The sequence below is a fragment of the Burkholderia cepacia complex sp. TUM26381 genome, assembly GCF_057439935.1.
In genome coordinates this window covers 1,175,675-1,194,711 of the sequence record NZ_CM172006.1, presented here as the reverse complement: position 1 = coordinate 1,194,711, position 19,037 = coordinate 1,175,675, and the positions used below count along the sequence as shown (strand labels likewise).

General features: G+C 65.6%; 20 protein-coding genes. 2 read left to right on the top strand and 18 right to left on the bottom strand.

Annotated elements, in window-relative coordinates; all coding sequences use genetic code 11:
* Positions 1-85 precede the first annotated feature (85 nt).
* Complete coding sequence (gene efp, locus ACWMMN_RS05745) at positions 86-643, top strand: elongation factor P (protein ID WP_047900193.1); 558 nt, start codon at positions 86-88, stop codon at positions 641-643.
* 268 nt (positions 644-911) lie between these two features.
* Positions 912-2,297 carry a sigma-54-dependent transcriptional regulator gene (locus ACWMMN_RS05740; RefSeq protein ID WP_059235348.1) on the top strand — a complete coding sequence of 462 codons (1,386 nt, stop codon included), beginning with the start codon at positions 912-914 and terminating at the stop codon, positions 2,295-2,297.
* 171 nt (positions 2,298-2,468) lie between these two features.
* On the opposite strand, the gene nagZ is transcribed toward ACWMMN_RS05740, so the two are convergent.
* The 18 genes from nagZ to fabD all read right to left on the bottom strand — a co-directional run bounded on the left by nagZ (position 2,469) and on the right by fabD (position 18,997).
* Complete coding sequence (gene nagZ / locus ACWMMN_RS05735; RefSeq protein ID WP_059235350.1) at positions 2,469-3,497, bottom strand: beta-N-acetylhexosaminidase; 1,029 nt, start codon at positions 3,495-3,497, stop codon at positions 2,469-2,471.
* A 16-nt stretch (positions 3,498-3,513) separates the two neighbouring features.
* Positions 3,514-3,948 (bottom strand): holo-ACP synthase, encoded by a 435-nt coding sequence (gene acpS, locus ACWMMN_RS05730; RefSeq protein WP_059235352.1) that lies wholly within the window; start codon positions 3,946-3,948, stop codon positions 3,514-3,516.
* A 33-nt stretch (positions 3,949-3,981) separates the two neighbouring features.
* Positions 3,982-4,758 (bottom strand): pyridoxine 5'-phosphate synthase, encoded by a 777-nt coding sequence (gene pdxJ / locus ACWMMN_RS05725; protein ID WP_031400031.1) that lies wholly within the window; start codon positions 4,756-4,758, stop codon positions 3,982-3,984.
* Positions 4,755-5,591: a DNA repair protein RecO gene (gene recO, locus ACWMMN_RS05720; protein WP_059235354.1), complete on the bottom strand. Its 837-nt coding sequence runs from the start codon at positions 5,589-5,591 to the stop codon at positions 4,755-4,757. Before recO ends, pdxJ begins: the two co-directional genes overlap by 4 nt.
* Positions 5,578-6,477 (bottom strand): GTPase Era, encoded by a 900-nt coding sequence (era, locus tag ACWMMN_RS05715; RefSeq protein WP_059235356.1) that lies wholly within the window; start codon positions 6,475-6,477, stop codon positions 5,578-5,580. Before era ends, recO begins: the two co-directional genes overlap by 14 nt.
* 60 nt (positions 6,478-6,537) lie before the next feature.
* Positions 6,538-7,749 (bottom strand): ribonuclease III, encoded by a 1,212-nt coding sequence (gene rnc, locus ACWMMN_RS05710; RefSeq protein ID WP_486423078.1) that lies wholly within the window; start codon positions 7,747-7,749, stop codon positions 6,538-6,540.
* A gap of 153 nt (positions 7,750-7,902) precedes the next feature.
* Complete coding sequence (gene lepB / locus ACWMMN_RS05705; RefSeq protein ID WP_011544943.1) at positions 7,903-8,796, bottom strand: signal peptidase I; 894 nt, start codon at positions 8,794-8,796, stop codon at positions 7,903-7,905.
* Positions 8,797-8,812: 16 nt separating this feature from the next.
* Positions 8,813-10,606 carry a translation elongation factor 4 gene (gene lepA, locus ACWMMN_RS05700; RefSeq protein ID WP_059235360.1) on the bottom strand — a complete coding sequence of 598 codons (1,794 nt, stop codon included), beginning with the start codon at positions 10,604-10,606 and terminating at the stop codon, positions 8,813-8,815.
* A 196-nt stretch (positions 10,607-10,802) separates the two neighbouring features.
* Positions 10,803-11,039 carry a glutaredoxin family protein gene (locus ACWMMN_RS05695; RefSeq protein WP_059235362.1) on the bottom strand — a complete coding sequence of 79 codons (237 nt, stop codon included), beginning with the start codon at positions 11,037-11,039 and terminating at the stop codon, positions 10,803-10,805.
* A 7-nt stretch (positions 11,040-11,046) separates the two neighbouring features.
* A complete protein-coding gene (locus ACWMMN_RS05690) occupies positions 11,047-12,546 on the bottom strand; it encodes a DegQ family serine endoprotease (RefSeq protein WP_059235364.1) in 1,500 nt (499 codons plus the stop codon).
* A 16-nt stretch (positions 12,547-12,562) separates the two neighbouring features.
* Complete coding sequence (locus ACWMMN_RS05685; protein ID WP_059235366.1) at positions 12,563-13,615, bottom strand: MucB/RseB C-terminal domain-containing protein; 1,053 nt, start codon at positions 13,613-13,615, stop codon at positions 12,563-12,565.
* Between the two features lie 5 nt (positions 13,616-13,620).
* Entirely contained in the window at positions 13,621-14,244 is a 624-nt protein-coding gene (locus tag ACWMMN_RS05680) for a sigma-E factor negative regulatory protein (protein ID WP_174993494.1), read from the bottom strand.
* Positions 14,245-14,330: 86 nt separating this feature from the next.
* On the bottom strand, positions 14,331-14,930 hold the full coding sequence (gene rpoE, locus ACWMMN_RS05675) for an RNA polymerase sigma factor RpoE (RefSeq protein WP_006490873.1): 600 nt from the start codon (positions 14,928-14,930) through the stop codon (positions 14,331-14,333).
* 91 nt (positions 14,931-15,021) lie between these two features.
* On the bottom strand, positions 15,022-15,486 hold the full coding sequence (locus ACWMMN_RS05670; RefSeq protein WP_059235371.1) for a hypothetical protein: 465 nt from the start codon (positions 15,484-15,486) through the stop codon (positions 15,022-15,024).
* 11 nt (positions 15,487-15,497) lie between these two features.
* The gene (gene fabF / locus ACWMMN_RS05665; protein ID WP_059235373.1) at positions 15,498-16,730 is read right to left on the bottom strand and encodes a beta-ketoacyl-ACP synthase II; all 1,233 of its coding nucleotides are present in this window, start codon (positions 16,728-16,730) and stop codon (positions 15,498-15,500) included.
* Positions 16,731-16,894: 164 nt separating this feature from the next.
* Positions 16,895-17,134, bottom strand: coding sequence for an acyl carrier protein (acpP, locus tag ACWMMN_RS05660; protein ID WP_004197638.1), 240 nt, complete (start codon positions 17,132-17,134; stop codon positions 16,895-16,897).
* Positions 17,135-17,278: 144 nt separating this feature from the next.
* Positions 17,279-18,028, bottom strand: a complete 750-nt coding sequence (fabG, locus tag ACWMMN_RS05655) for a 3-oxoacyl-ACP reductase FabG (protein ID WP_486423077.1) — start codon at positions 18,026-18,028, stop codon at positions 17,279-17,281.
* A 36-nt stretch (positions 18,029-18,064) separates the two neighbouring features.
* On the bottom strand, positions 18,065-18,997 hold the full coding sequence (gene fabD, locus ACWMMN_RS05650) for an ACP S-malonyltransferase (protein ID WP_486423076.1): 933 nt from the start codon (positions 18,995-18,997) through the stop codon (positions 18,065-18,067).
* Positions 18,998-19,037 lie beyond the last annotated feature (40 nt).

Genomic DNA, 19,037 nt, shown 5'->3' with positions numbered 1-19,037 from the left:
CGTCCACCGGAACGCGCCGCTTGCGCCGTCAGCCGTTGCGCAACGCTCAGGCACCTATTTATTTGATTTGATCAGGACAGTTTTTATGAAGACCGCACAGGAACTCCGCGTAGGCAACGTCGTGCAGATCGGCAGCGATGCTTGGGTCATCGCCAAGGCGGAATACAACAAGTCGGGCCGCAATTCCGCCGTCGTCAAGATGAAGATGAAGAACCTGCTGACGAACGCAGGCCAGGAATCGGTCTACAAGGCAGACGACAAGTTCGACGTCGTCGTGCTCGACCGCAAGGAAGTGACGTATTCGTACTTCGCCGATCCGATGTACGTGTTCATGGACGCCGACTACAACCAGTACGAAGTCGAAGCCGAAATGATGGGCGAAGCGCTGAACTACCTCGAAGACGGCATGGCGTGCGAAGTCGTGTTCTACAACGAGAAGGCGATCTCGGTCGACCTGCCGACGGTCCTCGTTCGCGAGATCACCTACACGGAACCGGCCGTCAAGGGCGACACGTCGTCGGGCAAGGTGCTGAAGAACGCCAAGCTCGCAACGGGCTTCGAACTGCAAGTTCCGCTGTTCTGCAACACCGGCGACAAGATCGAAATCGATACGCGCACGAACGAATACCGCAGCCGCGCGTAATCGTCAGCGATTCCCGCATCGAACAAAGCGCCCTTCGGGGCGCTTTTTGTTTGTCTGGCGCCAACAGCGGCAGTCAGCCAGCGCTAGAAGAAGCACAAAATCCACCGGTAAAGATATTCAATTTGTATCATCGGTAACTGTTTTATAGCGCGGGAGAAATAATGCTCGTTACGCGTTCGGTGGGGCATAAAATCAGTTTTTAATCTGACATGCGGCTGCGGCCCCGATGGCCGACAGCCCGCCTCTCTTGACTCGACTCGCGTCCACCATGCCACACGCCCTGATTGTCGAAGACGATCCCAACAGTCTCTCCGGCCTCACCGCGCTGCTCGCCGCAGACGGCTTCTCGGTCGACACGGCCACTTCGCTCGCGGAAGCGCGCACGGCGCTCGGCCGCTCGATTCCCGATGTCGTCCTGGTCGACCTGAACCTGCCGGACGGCAGCGGGTTCGACCTGCTCCAGCACCTGCCGCAGCAACAGCCGAACGGCTCGCTGCCCGTCATCGTGCTGACGGGCAATGCGACGGTCGAGAGCGCCATCGAGGGCCTGCGCCACGGCATCTGGGACTACCTGCTGAAGCCGATCAACATTCCGCGCCTGCGCAGCCTGCTCGCGCGAATCCCCCGCCCGTACGAACTGATCGACGAAGTGCAGTCGCTGCGCGCGTCGCTGCGCCATCTCGGCCGCTTCGGCTCGCTCGTCGGCCGCAGCGACGCGATGCAGCACGTGTACGACATGATCGAGCACAACGCCGGCACTGAAACGGCCGTGCTGTTCTCGGGCGAAGCCGGTACCGGCAAGAAGCTGGCCGCGCGTACGCTGCACGAGCTGAGCCGGCGCCGCAAAGGGCCGTTCGTATCGTTCGACTGCCGGATGATCGCGCAGGCGGGCCGGCACGGCGCATCGCTCGACAGCGTGCTGTTCGGCCATGAACGCGGCGCGTTCGACGGCGCCGAGCGCCGCGAATCGGGCCTGTTCGAACAGGCCGGCGGCGGCACGCTGTTCCTCGACGAGATCACCGCGCTACCGCTCGTGCTGCAGGAAGCGCTGCTGCATGCGCTCGACTCGCAGAACTTCATGCGGATCGGCGGCACGAGCTCGATCACGAGCGACTTCCGGCTGATCGCGACCACGCGCCGCCCGGCGCGCGAAGCCGTTGCGAACGGCACGCTGCGCGAGGATCTGTGGCTGCGCCTCGATGCAGCGTCGATCACGATGCCGCCGCTGCGCGAGCGCGACGGCGATGCGCTCGCGATTGCGGACGCGCTGATCGACGAACTGAACCGCGAAGCGCGCGCAACCGGCCGCAGCACCACCGACAAGCGCGCGGCCCCGGGTTTCGTGCGCGAATGCGTGTCCTACGAGTGGCCCGGCAACGTGCGCGAGTTGCAGGAGCGCGTGCGCTTCGCATACGACGCATCGGGCGATTTCATCGAGACGCTGCGCGCAGGCGAGCCGAGCTTCTCCTCCGGCGCCGCGCTGAACGGCAGCAGCGTGCAGATCAAGGTCGGCACGCCGTTGTCCGACGTCGAGGATCTGCTGATCCGCGCGACCCTCGACGCGGTCGGCGGCACGCGCCATCGTGCGGCCACGCTGCTCGGCATCAGCCCGAAGACGCTGTACAACAAGCTGCAGCGGATGAAGGTGAATTGAGCGGGCCGCGATGACCGGAGGCGCTGGTCAGATCTGACCGTTAGTTGCGGTCAATCCACTCCGGCGATCGCCTGATTCAGCCTGCTGCAATCCATGAAAAAAGCCGCGCAATTGCGCGGCTTTTTTGTTCCGGTGCCCGGGTGACGCGCACCGCGCGCCCTCCTTCTCCGCTTACGCCAGTGCGCTTTTCAACAACGCCTGCGCCTGCAGATACTCCGGCTGCGCGATCAGCTTGTCCCACTTGAGCGCTTTGCCGCGCGCGCGCATCCGCTTGATGCGCCGCACCGACTCGGCCGATGCCCGCGCCTTCAACCCGTTCAGCACGACCTCGGCCGCCTCCGGCTGGTTGCAGACGAGCACCATGTCGCAACCGGCGGCGAGCGCGGCGTCGGCCGCCTGCGTGAGCGTGCCGCCTTCGCGGGCGGCTTCCATCGACAGATCGTCGCTGAAGATCGCGCCCGTGAAACCGAGCTTTCCGCGCAGGATGTCCTGCAGCCACACGCGCGAGAAACCGGCCGGCCGCTTGTCGACCTGCGTGTAGATCACGTGCGCGGGAATCACCGCGGACAGCGACAGGCCGAGCCAGTCGTACGGCGCGACGTCCTGCTTCAGGATCGCATCGAGCGTGCGGTCGTCGGTCGGCAGCGCGACATGCGAATCGGCTTCCGCGAAGCCGTGCCCGGGGAAATGCTTGCCGCAGTTCGCCATGCCGGCGAGCGACAGTCCGTGGTTCAGGCTCTTCGCGAGCAGCGTAACGACGCGCGCGTCACGATGGAACGCACGATCGCCGATCACCTTCGAGTGCCCGTAGTCGAGGTCGAGCACGGGTGTGAAACTCATGTCGATCCCGCACGCGCGCAGTTCGGCGGCCAGGATATAGCCGACGGCGGTCGCGACCTTCGTCGCGAGCAGCACGTCGCGATCCCACAGCTCGCCGAGGCGGCGCATCGCGGGCAGCACCGTGAAGCCATCGGTGCGGAACCGCTGCACGCGCCCGCCTTCGTGATCGACGGCGATCAGGATGTCTTCGCGCACCGCGCGGATCGAGTCGGTCAACGCGGTCAGCTGCGCACGATTCTGGAAGTGCCGCGCGAACAGGATCACGCCGCCGGTATTCGGATGCGCGAGGCGCCGCGCATCGTCGCGCGACAGGGCCGTGCCGACGACGTCGAGCATGACCGGGCCGGGAGTCGTTTTCATCGAATCGGGAATTCCGTCAGGAGGAGGTTCGGGAAACAGGTACGGGGGCAGGCGCGGCGTCCGTTTCGGCGATCACGAACGACACCGCGTAGTCACGTTCGTCGCTGACCGTCACGCGCGCGGTGATGCCGCGCGCGGCAAGCCAGTCGGCCAGCTCGCCCGACGCGACCACGTACGGCTCGCCGCTCGGGTGGTTGAGCGTCTGCAGCGCACGCCACGTCATCGGCCAGTGCATGCCGAGCCCGATCGCCTTCGAGAACGCTTCTTTCGCGGAGAAACGCGTCGCGAGAAATGCGATGCCGCGCGCCTCGGAGCGGGCGCGGCGCGCATGAAACACGCGCAACTCGTCGGGGCCCAGCACCTTCTCTGCAAACCGGCCGCCCGTGCGTTCGAGCACGGCCGCGACGCGGCTCACCTGGGCGATGTCGGTACCGATGCCGTAGATCGCCATGTCAGTACGCGCGGACGCGGCCGTATGTCATCTTCAGCGCGCGCCGCCGTGCAGCGCGGCGACGCGGGCGGCGACCATGATCGCCTTCATCTCGCGCACCGCGTTGTCCCAGCCCGCGAAGATCGCGTGCGCGACGATCGCGTGACCGATGTTCAGCTCGACGATGCCGTCGATCGCGGCGATCTGCTGCACGTTCGTGTAATGCAGCCCGTGCCCCGCATTGACCTTCAGGCCAAGCTGCGCGCCGGCCTGCACGCCTGCGACGATGCGCTCGTACTCGCGCTGCTGTTCGGCTTCGTCGTGCGCTTCCGCGTAGCGGCCCGTATGCAGTTCGATCACCGGTGCGCCCGCTTCGTGCGCGGCGCGGATCTGCGTTTCGTCCGGATCGATGAACAGCGACACGCGCACGCCCACGTCGGCCAGCTGCTTGCACGCCGCACGCACGGCCTCGAAGTGCCCGGCGACATCGAGGCCGCCTTCGGTCGTCAGCTCCTCGCGCTTCTCGGGCACGAGACACGCATCGTGCGGGCGCACTTCGCATGCGATGTCCAGCATCTCGGCCGTCACCGCGCACTCGAGATTCATGCGCGTCTTCAGCAGCGGGCGCAGCTTGCGCACGTCGGCGTCGACGATGTGACGGCGATCCTCGCGCAGATGCAGCGTGATCGCGTCCGCACCGGCCTCTTCGGCGGCGAGCGCCGCGCGGATCGGATCCGGATAAGTCGTGCCGCGCGCATTGCGCAGCGTCGCGACGTGGTCGATGTTCACGCCGAGGTCGATGGCGGTGGGCGTTGTCAGGAAGAAGCTCATAGGTTTTGCAGGTCGATCAGGATCTGACGCGTGGCGAGCGGCGTACCGCCAAGATAGGTGTTCAGCAGGAAGCGCATTAGCGTCTTGCTTTGCGCAACCGTCTGGGCTCGATGGTAATCGTCCTGCTCCATGTCGAGCAACGTCTGTCCGGTGATGACCGGCCAGTGCGACGGCACATCGTCGTCCGCATGGCGCACGCCGCGCTCGGGATCGAACACGTAACGGCCATCCGGTTCGACCGCGCGGCGCGCGACCGTGCGGTTCAGCGCCATCGCATAGCCGGTCTCGCGCAGCAGCACGCGTTCGAACGAGCGCAGCACCTGCACCGCGGGTTCGCCGTGCGCCAAGCGCGTGAGCGTCAGCACGTAGTGATTGAACAGCGGCGGCTGCGGATCCTCGCGCGCGCAGAATTTGACGAGCAGCTCGTTCGCGTAGAAGCCGCACAGCAGCCCGTCGCCGCCGAGCGGCAGCATGCCGCCAACCCACTCGGCGCCCGTCAGCGTGCGCACCTCGGATTTGCCGGACCAGGACAGCAGCAGCGGCTGGAACGTCTGCAGCACGCCGCGCAGCGCGGAGTGCGGGCGCTTCGCGCCCTTCGCGACGAGCGCGAGCCGGCCGTGATCGCGCGTCAGCACGTCGACGATCAGGCTCGTTTCGCGATACGGATAGCTGTGCAGCACGAACGCCGGCTGCTCGGCGACGCGGAAATCGGACGTGCGAGACGTCGCGCGCCGCGCCTTGCGCGGCGGTTCGGGCGGAGCCGGCAGCGGCGCGTCGTTCGCGCCGGCCGTCACCGCGTCTTCAGTCGACGTCAGCGCGTCATTCGTACCCATAGGCGCGCAGTCCGGCCTCGTTGTCTGCCCAGCCGCTTCTCACCTTCACGAAGGTCTCGAGATACACGGGGCCGTCGAACAGCTTTTCCATGTCCATCCGCGCCTCGGTGCTGATCTGCTTGAGCTTCTCGCCCTTCTTGCCGATCACCATCGCCTTGTGCGAATCGCGTTCGACGAGGATCGTCGCGAAGATGCGCTTCAGCCGCCCTTCTTCCTCGAACTTGTCGATCACGACGGTGCTCGTGTACGGCAGTTCGTCGCCGGTCCAGCGGAACACCTTCTCGCGCAGGATTTCAGCCGCGAGAAAACGCGAACTGCGGTCGGTCAGCTCGTCCTCGCCGTAGATCGGCTGGCCTTCCGGCAGGTACGGCTTGATCGTCTCCAGCAGCCGCTTGATGTCGTCCGGCTGCTGCGCCGACAGCGGCACGAGCTCGGCGAATTCGCGCAGCGTGTTCATTTTCTGCATGAACGGATACAGCGTGGCCTTGTCGGCCACCCGGTCGATCTTGTTCGTGATCAGCAGCGTCGGCATGCCGGGCGGGATCAGGTCGAGCACCTTCTGGTCGTCGGGCCCGAAGCGGCCGGCCTCGATCACGAACAGGATCACGTCGACCGACGTCAGCGTCGACGTGACCGCACGGTTCAGCGAACGGTTCAGCGCGGTGCTGTGACGGGTCTGGAAGCCCGGCGTGTCGACGAACACGAATTGCGCGTCGTCGAACGTGTTGATGCCGGTGATGCGGTGGCGGGTCGTCTGCGCCTTGCGCGACGTGATGCTGATCTTCTGGCCGACGAGTGCGTTCATCAACGTCGACTTGCCGACGTTCGGGCGGCCCACGATCGCGATCATGCCGCAACGGAAGCCGGTAGGAGCGGGAGTGTTCATATCGTTTGGGAGACAGGTTCGGAAACGGCCGCGCGGCGCGCGGCACGATCGCTGGGCAATTCAGTGGTCGGCATCGGCCACGCGCGCCTGCGCGGCGGCGAGGCTCGAACCGCCCGGCGGCGTCTCGGCGTCCGGTGCAGCGGCGTCGCGTACACGTGCGGTCGGGCGCGCAGCGGGGTCGGACCCGGCGGAAGACTTGTCGGCGGACGAGGATGCCGGATCGGCCGCCTGGCCGGCCGGCTTGTCGGCTGCACGCGGCGTGGCGTCGACGGGCTTTTCCACGGCCTTGTCGAGCCGCTCGGCCGGCTTGTCGGTCGCCGGCTTCGCCGCCCGTTCGCCCTTGTCGGCAGCCGGCTCGACATGCGCCGCGCGAATCGCGGCCATCGGCGCGACGGACGGCTCGGCGCCGGTCGCAGCCGTTGCCGCGGGCGCCGCACCGGCGGCCGCCCTGGCCTCGCGTGCAGCCGCGCGTTCCTTCCGCTCGGGCGAGCGCAAGTCGAGTGCTTCCTGCACCCCCTTCACGCCCGGCACGATCTCAGGCTCGACATGCTTCGATCCGCGCGCGTTTTTCGAGCGCTTCGGCTTCGCGGCCAGCATCGGCGCGGCGGCCATCACTTCGTCGAGCGCCTTCTTCGCGGCGGCCTGCTCGGCCGCGCGCCGGCTCGCGCCGGAGCCCGAGACCTTCACGTCCAGCTTCGGCACCGTGCATTCAACCTCGAACTGCTGATTGTGCGCCGCACCATGCGTGGCGACGACCGTGTAGGTCGGCAGTGCGATCTTGTGCCCCTGCAGGTATTCCTGCAGAAGCGTCTTCGCATCCTTGCCGAGCGTGCGCGGATCGATGTGGTCGAGAATCGGGATGTAGAGGCGCTTGATGACCCCTTGGGCGGCTTCGAAGCCGCCATCGAGGAACACGGCCCCGATGATGGCTTCGAACGCGTCCGCGAGGATCGACGGGCGCCGGAACCCGCCGCTGCGCAGCTCGCCCTCGCCCAGCCGCAGTCCGTCCGAAATATTCAGGGCCTGAGCAATTTCGTACAACGACTGCTGTTTGACGAGATTGGCGCGTACGCGCGACAGATCGCCTTCGTCCAGCTTGCTGAAACGCTGGAACAAAAGGGCGGCCACCGCGCAATTCAGAACGGAGTCGCCGAGAAACTCGAGCCGTTCGTTGTGCGTGGCACTGTGACTGCGATGGGTCAAAGCCTGGCGCAACAATTCCGCATTGCGAAATTCGTAGCGCAGCCGGCTTTCCAACTGGGATAGGGGCATGTGCAGGAGTATAACGCGGGCGCCGGTCGGGCCGAAACGGCTCGGCCGGACACGAAAAGGCGTGACGAGGCGGTGTTACCGCCAGTTCTTAAAGTAGTTCGGCAATACGCGACACGGCCCGTGCGTCGCGTATTGCGTGCGAGTCGGCTGCGATCAGTTGAAGGAACCGATGCGCTTCAGGTCGCTGAAGTTCATCCAGATGAAGAACGCGCGGCCGACGATGTTCTGGTCCGGCACGAAACCCCAGTAGCGGCTGTCCGCACTGTTGTCGCGGTTGTCGCCCATCATGAAGTAGTGACCGGGCGGCACCTTGCAGATCACGCCGCGGCTGTTGTACGTGCAGTTGTCGCGATACGGATAGTCGTAGGCGCCCATCACGAACGGCGGCACGGCCGGGTTGTTGAGGATCGCGTTCTTCTTGTTGCCGATCGTTTCTTCGAACTGCTTCGCGTAATTCTGGCGCTCGTCGTCGAAGAAATCCGGCAGCGGCGTCTCAGGCACCGGCTGGCCGTTGATCGTGAGCTGCTTGTCCTGATACGCGACCGTGTCGCCCGGCAGGCCGATCACGCGCTTGATGTAGTCGACCGACTCGTCCTTCGGATAACGGAACACGACGACGTCGCCGCGCGACAGCGGGCTGCCCTGCGTGATCTTCGTGTTCGTGACGGGCAGGCGCAGCCCGTATTCGAACTTGTTGACGAGAATGAAATCGCCGACGAGCAGCGTCGGCACCATCGAGCCCGACGGAATCTTGAACGGCTCGACGACGAACGAACGCACGACGAACACGGCCAGGATCACCGGGAAGAAGCTCGCGGTGTACTCGAGCCACCACGGCTGGCGCAGCTTCTCGTCACGCAGCTTCGAACGCGTCTGCACCGCGTTTTCATCCGCGAAACGCTTGTCGATGCGCGACTGCTGGCGATCGAACTCCTCGATCGCCGAGTCGGCTGCCTTGCGTCGCCGCGGCAGGAACACCAGTTTGTCCAGCACCCACGCTACGCCCGTCACGACGACGAGCACAAAAAGAATCAGCGCAAAATTCATAAAAGGAACAGTCCTGTTATTTGTCTTCGACGCGCAAGATCGCAAGGAACGCTTCCTGCGGGATCTCGACCGAACCCACCTGCTTCATGCGTTTCTTGCCGGCCTTCTGCTTTTCGAGCAGCTTCTTCTTACGCGTGATGTCGCCGCCATAACACTTCGCCAGCACGTTCTTGCGCAGCGCCTTGATGTTCTCGCGTGCAATGATATGCGCACCGATCGTCGCCTGAATCGCCACGTCGTACATCTGGCGCGGAATGATCTCGCGCATCTTCGCCGCCACTTCGCGGCCGCGATACTGCGATTGCGACCGGTGGACGATCACCGACAGCGCGTCGACCTTGTCGCCGTTGATCAGCATGTCGACCTTCACAACGTCGGCCGACCGGTATTCCTTGAACTCGTAATCCATCGACGCATAGCCGCGCGACACCGATTTCAGGCGATCGAAGAAATCGAGCACGATCTCGGCCATCGGGATTTCGTAGGTCAGCTGCACTTGGCGGCCGTGATACTGCATGTTGATCTGTGAGCCGCGCTTCTGCTCGCACAACGTGATCACCGAGCCGACGTAGTCCTGCGGCATGTACAGGTTCACCGTGACGATCGGTTCGCGGATCTCCTCGATCTTCGGCGGCTCCGGCATCTTCGCCGGATTCTCGACCTTGACGATCGAGCCACCGTTCATCACGACCTCGTAGACAACCGTCGGTGCGGTCGTGATGAGGTCCATGTCGAATTCGCGTTCGAGGCGCTCCTGCACGATTTCCATGTGCAGCAGCCCGAGGAAGCCGCAGCGGAAACCGAAGCCGAGCGCCTGCGACACTTCCGGTTCGTACTGCAGCGACGCATCGTTGAGCTTCAGCTTCTCGAGCGATTCGCGCAGCGCGTCGTACTGGTTCGCTTCCACCGGGTAGAGTCCGGCGAACACCTGCGGCTTCACTTCCTTGAAGCCCGGCAGCGCTTCGGCGGCGGCCTTGGTCACATGCGTGACGGTATCGCCGACCTTCGCGGCCGTCAGTTCCTTGATGCCGGCGATGATGAAGCCCACCTGCCCCGCCGACAGCGAATCGAGATTGCGCGACTTCGGCGTGAACACACCGACGTGCTCGACCGGATACTGCGCGCCGGTCGCCATCATCTTGATCTTGTCCTTCGGACGCAGCGTGCCGTTGACGATGCGCACCAGCATCACGACGCCGACATAGTTGTCGAACCACGAATCGATGATGAGCGCCTGCAGCGGCGCGTCGGGGTCGCCCTTCGGCGGCGGCACCTTCGCGATCAGCGCTTCGAGCACGTCTTCGACGCCGAGCCCCGTCTTCGCGCTGCAGCGCGTCGCGTCGGTCGCGTCGATGCCGATCACGTCCTCGATCTCCTCGATCGCGTTCTCGGGGTTCGCGGCCGGCAGGTCGATCTTGTTCAGCACGGGCACGACTTCGACACCGAGCTCGATCGCCGTGTAGCAGTTCGCGACCGTCTGCGCCTCGACGCCCTGGCTGGCATCGACGACCAGCAGCGCGCCTTCGCACGCGGACAGCGAGCGGCTGACCTCGTACGAGAAGTCGACGTGCCCCGGCGTATCGATCAGGTTCAGGTTGTAAACCTTGCCGTCGCGCGCGCGATAGGACAATGCCGCCGTCTGTGCCTTGATCGTGATGCCGCGCTCGCGCTCGATATCCATCGAGTCGAGCACCTGCGCTTCCATTTCACGGTCGGCGAGACCGCCGCATACCTGGATGATGCGATCCGCGAGCGTCGACTTGCCATGGTCGATGTGCGCGATGATCGAGAAATTGCGAATATGATCCATTCAGTGCCGATCAAGCGAAAAAGGCGCGCTCGACGACTGCGGAGCACGCCTTGTAAGTCGGTGAAAAAACAGCCTATTTTAGCCGAAAAGGCTTACGACGGGCGGGATTTCGGACGCCGGGCCGCGCAGCGGCCCGCCGGAGGCGCCCCCGGGTCGAGCCCCGTGCCAGGCGGCGCCGGCCGGCGGCTGGCCAGGCTCAGCGCCGGGCTGCCAGCGCGTCGCGCACCCGCATGTCGTCGAACCGGTGACGGCACACTTCCGCCCCGTCCAGCAACAGCACGGGCACGTCCTCGTCATAACGGGCAACCAGCGCCGCATCCGCATCGATGTCGACGTATTCGACCACGACGCCGAATTCGGCCGCCACCGGCGCCAGTGCGTCGCGCATGTCGTCGCACAGGTGGCACCAGCCGCGGCCGTAGAGCGTGAACATCGGCGCGTTACTTCTGGCGCGGCCGCACGGGCACGAACTGCGTGTTGTCGCCACGCCGCACGAGCACCGCGACCGCCTTCTGCGGATCGAGCTGCGCCGTCACGTCGGCGAACTGCTTCGCGTTCGTGATGTCGGTGTCGCCGACGCGCAGCACGATGTCGCCGCGCTGCAGGCCTGCACGCGCGGCCGGACCGTCGACACCGTCGATCTGCACGCCGTTCTTCAACTTCAGCGTCTTCATCTGATCGGCCGTCAGGTCGCTGACCGTCAGGCCGAGCGAATTGGTCTGGCGCGGCTTCTGCGGCACGTTCTTGCGCTGCTCGGCCTTCGCCGTCGACTCGGCCGGCGTCTCCGCGATCGTGATCGGCAGATCGCGCGCCTGACCCTTGCGCCACACGCTGACCGTCGCCTTCGCGCCGGGCTTCGTGTCGCCGACCATGCGCGGCAGATCCGACGCCGTATCGACCGAACGGCCGTTGAACTTCAGGATAATGTCGCCCGGCTGGATACCCGCCTTGTCGGCCGGGCCGCCCGGCTCGACGCTGCTGACCAGCGCGCCTTCGGCTTTCGGCAGCCCGATCGAATCGGCCACGTCCTTCGTCACCTCGCCGATCGCCACCGCGATCCGGCCGCGCGTGACCTTGCCGGTCGCCTTCAACTGATCGGCCACGCGCATCGCCTCGTCGATCGGAATCGCGAACGAGATGCCCATGAAGCCGCCAGTGCGGCTGTAGATCTGCGAGTTGATGCCGATCACCTCGCCCTGCATGTTGATCAACGGGCCACCCGAGTTGCCCGGGTTCACGGCGACGTCGGTCTGGATGAACGGCAGGTAGTCGCCCGTGTTGCGGCTCTTCGAGCTGACGATACCGGCCGTCACCGTGTTGTCGAGGCCGAACGGCGAACCGATCGCAACGACCCACTCGCCGACGCGCACCTTGTTCGAATCGCCGATCGCAACGACCGGCAGGTTCGACGCCTGGATCTTGACGACCGCGACGTCCGTGCGATCGTCGACACCGATCAGCTTCGCCTTGAATTCGCGCTTGTCGGTCAGCGTCACGTAGATGGTGTCCGCATCGTCAACGACGTGCGCATTGGTCATCACGTAACCGTCGGCCGACACGATGAAGCCCGAGCCCACGCCGCGGTTCTGCTCGGTATCGGGCGGATTGTCCGGCGCCGGCGCGTTCTTCGGGTTGCTGCCGTTGCCGCCGCCGTTGCCGGGCGCCTGCGGCAGCGGAATGCCGAAGAAGCGCCGGAAGAATTCCGACATGTCGCCGTTGTCGAAGCCCGGCGGGAGCATCCCGCGCGGGCCGCTGCTCGTCGGCACGTTGGCGGTGGTCCGGATGTTCACGACCGCCGGCCCGACCTTTTCGACCAGATCGGCGAAGTCGGGCAGGCTGGCAGCGGGAGCCGTCACGGCGAACGCGGTATGCGGCACGAGCGGCAGGCAGGCAGACAGCGCCGCCGCCGCGAACCATTTGCGCAGCGTGAGTTTCATCATGTCGGAAGCCGTAGCGTTACTTGGAAGCCTTGTATTCTATGGCAGACGCGAACTGCTGCAACGTAGCCGGCGGCACTTCGCCGAGCACGGTGATCCAGTAGTCGCCGCGGCGCTTCACGAGAACGTGCGTCGCACCGGTGCTGCCCGCGCCTTCCTTGCGCGTATTCTTCTCGGCCGGCTCGATGAACACCGAGATCGTCGCGAGACCGTCGGTGAAGACGGCCTGATCGACCGCGATCGGCGGATCGCCCGCATCGCGCGCAGCCATCGGCCGGCGCACTTCACGAATCTTCTGGAAACCGGCGACGCTCGGGGCGAGCTGCCAGCCCTGCGCTTCCATGTCGACCGCCGCGACCGGCGGCCGCACGACCGTCCAGCCGCTCAGGTTGCGCATGCCGGCCGCGATCGCGGCCTTGTCACCGCTCGCGCCGCCCGCCTGCAACTGGGAGAACGCAATCTGTTCGAGCACGTGATCGTTCGCATCGAGCGTCTGCGAACGCAGCAGCAGCCCGGTGCGCGCGTCGGCCCACAGCTTGTACGTGAAGCGGTACGCATCCTTCGGCACGAGTTCGACGACCTGCGCGTCGATCCCGGCCACGCGGTCCTTGCCGAGCGACTTCGCGTCGTAGACGGACATCACGTGCTCGCCGCTCGCGCCGAGCAGCGCGGGGAACGAGTCGCGCGTCTGACGGCGTTCGACCACGCACAGCTTGCGCTCGGGCACGAACGTGTACAGCTCGTCGTTATGCCGCAGCAGCTTGCGCGGCTTGCCGTCGAGCGTCTCGATCCGCTCGAATTCGCCGTCGCGGGACGCGACGTGCGCGATGCGCGACGACTGCACATATCCGCCGCGCTGGTAGACGAACGTGCCTTCGTAGCTCTGCTGCTGCGCCGCCTGCTGGACGCGGTCGAGCCAGTCCGCGGCGCCCTTGCGGGTCGCGACGGGATCGTCCGGTTGCTGGGCGCTGGCGGGAAGGGATTGAACGGACAACAGGGCGGCTGCGCAAAGCAGGAGGGCCGGCAGCCGCTTCCATCCGGAGATGGCGTGATTCAACTGCAATGTCCGCATCGGGTTTATTGGCCTGGCGTGGTGGTCACGGCTGCGCGGATCAGCGGCATCGAACCCGTGACGACGGGCTGCTGCGCGAATTGCTGGTGCGCTTCAAGATATTGGTCGAGGCTTGCATCGCGAATGATGTTGACGTCCTGCAGGCCCGGCTGAGCCGATGCCTGCGCAACCGTCACGCGCTGCAGGCTGCCGCCTTGCTGCGCACCGGCCGACGCGACCTGGACGGCGCCCGGGGCACCGGCCGTCTGCATCTGCGGGACGACGATCCACGTCAGCGTGGCCGCCGCGGCCGCCACCGCGAACGCGGGCACGACGCGCCGGCGCAGCGACAGCAGCTTGCGCGCGACCGGCGCGGCCGCCGGCGCGAGCAGGTGCGGCTCGCTTTCGAGCGCAGCCGACATGCGCGCGGTGAACGCGACGCTCAACGCGGGCGACAGCGCGAGCTCGTCCGAGCGCAGCGCATCGCCGATCAGGTGGTAATGGGCCCATGTAGCGCGGTCCGCGCGATCGAGCTCAGCCAGAAACTGCCCGTGGTCCGGGCCATCGAACATTTCGCCGTCAACCAGCGCGGAAAGGCGCTCGCCGCGCGAGCCCGCCTGCGATTGCGATTGCGTATTGACCGACCCCATGATGCTCCCCATCTTGCACACCCCGTCGTGACTTCACGACTCTATCCGTAACTAGACCCCGACCCGCGTCGTTCCACCCCAGGCGCTTACCAGCGCTTGCCTTCGGGCGTATCGAGCAGCGGACGCAATTTGGCAGCGATTGCTTCGCGCGCGCGGAAGATCCGCGACCGGACCGTCCCGATCGGACAGCCCATCATTTCCGCGATCTCTTCGTAGCTCAGGCCCTCGATCTCGCGCAGCGTGATTGCCTGGCGCAATTCTTCGGGCAGCAGAGCCATCGCAGCGTTGACCGTCTCGGCAATCTGCTTGCTCATCAACATCGACTCTGGCGTGTTGATATCCCTTAGTTGGTCTGCGTCGGAGAAAGTTTCCGCTTCCTCTGCATCGGCCTCGGTCGAGGTCGGCGCCCGGCGGCCTTGCGTCGCAAGGTAGTTCTTCGCCGTGTTGACGGCAATTCGGTACAACCACGTATAGAACGCCGATTCGCCGCGAAATTGCGGCAGCGCACGATACGCCTTGATGAACGCGTCCTGGGCCACATCCTCGACCTCGGCGGGATCCCGCACGAGGCGCGAGATCAGCCGAATGATCTTGCGGTGGTATTTGGAGACCAGGAGTTCGAACGCCGCCTTGTCGCCCTTCTGTACGCGTTCGACCAGAGCCTGATCGATTTCTTTTTCACTCACCTGACAAATCCGTTAACTAGGGATGCAACGCGGAGCATCATTGTAGCGTTCCGGCGCCGACCGCTGGTTACGGTCGGTAACCGTGCCGCCGTCATGGCCGCCCCGCCGCGCCCGCGGTTCTCGCCAGCACGGACAGCGCGCTGAACGACGCCGCGTCGAGCGCATCGGCCGGAATCAGCAGCGGCCGGGCCCGCCGGGCGCCCTGCCCGACCGACAGCACCAGCAGCAGGCTGCTCCAGTGCGCATGGCCGGTCACGCGGCCGCGGGCCAGCAACCGCCCGGTGCGGCCAAACGCCGCGATCTCCCCGAATGCATCGATCCGCAGCTCGGCCGGCAGCCGGCGGGCGCAGGCCCGCGCCGCACACACGGCCAGCAGCGCGGCCGTCGCGGCGGACACGCCTGCGCCGGCAGCAGCGCCCGCGCGCGGCGCCCAGAACAGGTATGCCGACGCGGCAGCCGCCGCGACGAACGCGGCCAGCACGAGATACGACACGGCCGAGGCCCGCAACGCAAAGCGCTGCGGACGCCCGGCCGGTGCATCGAATGGACTCGTCAAGCGATTCAGCGTCAGACGCGCTTGAACACCAGCGTGCCGTTGGTACCGCCGAAGCCGAAGTTGTTCTTCACGGCGACGTCGATCTTCATGTCACGCGCGGTGTTCGCGCAGTAATCGAGATCGCACTCGGGGTCCTGGTTGAAGATGTTGATGGTCGGCGGCGACACGTTGTTGTGCAGCGCCAGCACCGTGAACACCGATTCGAGGCCGCCCGCGCCACCCAGCAGGTGACCCGTCATCGACTTCGTCGAGTTCACGACGACCTTGTACGCATGCTCGCCGAAGGCTGCCTTCACCGCGTCGGACTCGTTCTTGTCGCCCAGCGGCGTCGACGTGCCATGCGCGTTCAGGTACTGGACCTCGTCGGCATTCACGCCGGCGTCGCGCAGTGCCGCGACCATGCAGCGGCGCGGGCCGTCCATGTTCGGCGCGGTCATGTGGTACGCGTCGCCCGTCATGCCGAAGCCCGAGACTTCCGCGTAGATCTTGGCCCCACGTGCCTTCGCCGCCTCGTACTCTTCGAGCACCATCACGCCCGCGCCCTCGCCCAGCACGAAGCCGTCGCGATCCTTGTCCCACGGACGGGAAGCCGCGGCCGGATCGTCGTTGCGGGTCGACAGCGCCCGCGCTGCCGCGAAACCGCCGATACCGAGCGGCGACACCGTCGATTCGGCGCCGCCCGCGACCATGACGTCGGCGTCGCCGGCCTGGATCAGGCGCGCGGCGAGGCCGATGCTGTGCAGGCCGGTCGTGCAGGCGGTCACGGCCGCGAGGTTCGGGCCTTTCAGGCCGAACATGATGCTCAGGTGGCCCGAGATCATGTTGATGATCGAACCCGGCACGAAGAACGGCGAAATCCGGCGCGGGCCGCGATCGACGTAGGTCTGGTGCGTATCTTCGATCATCGGCAGGCCGCCGATGCCGGAACCGACCATCACGCCGATGCGTTCCGCGTTGGCTTCGGTCACTTCCAGCCCGCTGTCCTTGATGGCCTGGACGCCGGCGGCGATGCCGTAATGGATGAACGTATCCATGCTCCGGGCTTCTTTCGCCGGGATGTATTCCTCGGCGTTGAAACCCTTCACTTCGCCCGCGAAATGGACGGCGAGGTTCGACGAATCGAACTTCGTGACGGTGGCGATGCCGGACTTGCCGGCGACGAGATTGGCCCAGCCGTCGGCAACACTATTGCCAACAGGCGAAATCAGCCCCAGGCCTGTAACGACAACACGACGGCGGCTCACGGTAACCTCTTTTCCATTATTGGATGACAAAAACAAAAGCCACAGTGGCCACAGGAATCAGCCCTGCGAGCCCTGTGGCTGTTAGTCCGTCCGGCGCGAAGCCGGCTGGATGACGCGTCAATCGCGAAGATCGCGGCGACGTGGCGGACAAGCGCGAAAGGCGCTTACGCCTTGACGTTTGCGCGAGCGTAGTCGATCGCTTGCTGAACGGTCGTGATCTTCTCTGCTTCTTCGTCCGGGATTTCCATGCCGAACTCGTCTTCCAGAGCCATCACCAGTTCGACCGTGTCGAGCGAATCGGCGCCCAGGTCGTTCACGAACGAAGCTTCGTTCTTGATCTCGGCTTCCGCAACGCCCAGTTGTTCAGCGACGATCTTCTTGACACGTTGTTCGATGTTGTCCATTACCCCTCCGAGGGAAAGTTCAGAATTACAAGTGCGCGCATTTTATCAGGTTTGCTGACGCCAAAACGCGCGTTGGCTTGATGGTCGATCAAGCGCCGATCCGACTGAAAAACGGGATACGGCGCGGATGGTAAACGAAAACCGTTACGACATGTACATGCCGCCGTTCACGTGCAGCGTCGTGCCGGTGATATAACCGGCCTGCGGCGATGCGAGGAACGCGACGGCATGGGCGATGTCTTCCGGGCTGCCGAGGCGGCCGAGCGGAATCTGGGTCTTGAGCGCGGCCTGCTGTTCTTCCGGCAGCGTCTTCGTCATGTCGGTATCGATGAAGCCCGGCGCAACGCAGTTCACGGTGATGCCGCGGCTGCCGATCTCGCGCGCGAGCGCACGCGTCATGCCCGCCACGCCGGCCTTCGCGGCCGCGTAGTTGACCTGACCCGGGTTGCCGGCCGAGCCGACCACCGACGTGATGTTGATGATACGGCCGCCGCGTGCCTTCATCATCGGGCGCAGCACCGCGCGCGACAGGCGGAACACCGACTTCAGGTTGGTGTCGATCACCGCGTCCCAGTCCTCGTCCTTCATCCGCATCGCGAGCTGGTCCTGCGTGATGCCTGCGTTGTTGACGAGCACGTTCAGCGCGCCGAACTCCTTCACGGTCGCATCGATCAGTGCCTCGGCGGCAGCCGCATCGTTGACGTTCAGCACCGCGCCGCGGCCCGGGACGCCCGCTTCCGCGAATGCAGCGGTGATCGCGGCGGCGCCCGATTCGCTCGTTGCCGTGCCGATCACCGTCGCGCCCAGGCGCGCGAGTTCGAGCGCGATCGAACGGCCGATGCCGCGCGACGCGCCGGTCACGATCGCGACCTGTTTATCGAGAGTCTTTTCCATGAATCGAATATCCGTCTCTTGAAAAAAGGCGCCGCGTCAGGCGGTCACCAGCTTGAGGGCTTCGTCAAGCGACGCCGGATCGAACACCGACGCACCCGTCAGGTTGCCGTCGATGCGTTTCGTCAGGCCGGTGAGTACCTTGCCCGGACCGCATTCGATCACGTGCGTGACGCCGGTGCCGGCGATGTGCTGCACGCACTCGACCCAACGCACCGGGCCCGCGGCCTGGCGTACCAGCGCGTCCTTGATCGCAGCCGGATCGCTGACCACGGCCACGTCGATGTTGTTGACGACCGGAATCTGCGGCGCCTTGACGTCGACGTTCGCGAGATAGTCACGCAGTCGATCCGACGCCGGCTTGAGCAGCGACGAATGGAACGGCGCCGATACCGGCAGCGGCAGCGCGCGCTTCGCGCCCTTCGCCTTCGCAATCTCGCACGCCTTTTCGACCGCGGCCTTGCTGCCTGCGATCACGACCTGCGCGGGCGCATTGAAGTTCACCGCTTCGACGACGCCCGCTTCCGCGGCTTCGGCGCACACCGCGCGCACCGTGTCGTCGTCGAGGCCCAGGATCGCGGCCATGCCGCCCTGGCCGACCGGCACGGCCGTCTGCATCGCCTGCGCGCGAAAGCGCACGAGCGGGACCGCGTCCTTGAACGCGAGCGCACCCGCGGCGACGAGCGCCGTGTATTCACCGAGGCTGTGGCCGGCGACGATCAACGGCGCCGGGCCGCCAGCCTGCTGCCACGCGCGGTAGCACGCGTAGGCGGCGGTCAGCATCACGGGCTGCGTATTGGCGGTGAGGTTCAGCTCTTCGGCCGGGCCTTCGGCGATCAGCTTGCCGAGGTCCTGATTGAGTGCATCGGACGCCTCCTGGAGCGTCTCGCGCACGACGGCCAGATCGGCGAATGCGTTGAGCATGCCGATCGCCTGCGAGCCCTGCCCCGGAAAAACGAATGCAAATTTCATATCGTCCCCAATTGAATCGATTCGGACGGCGCGCACGAAC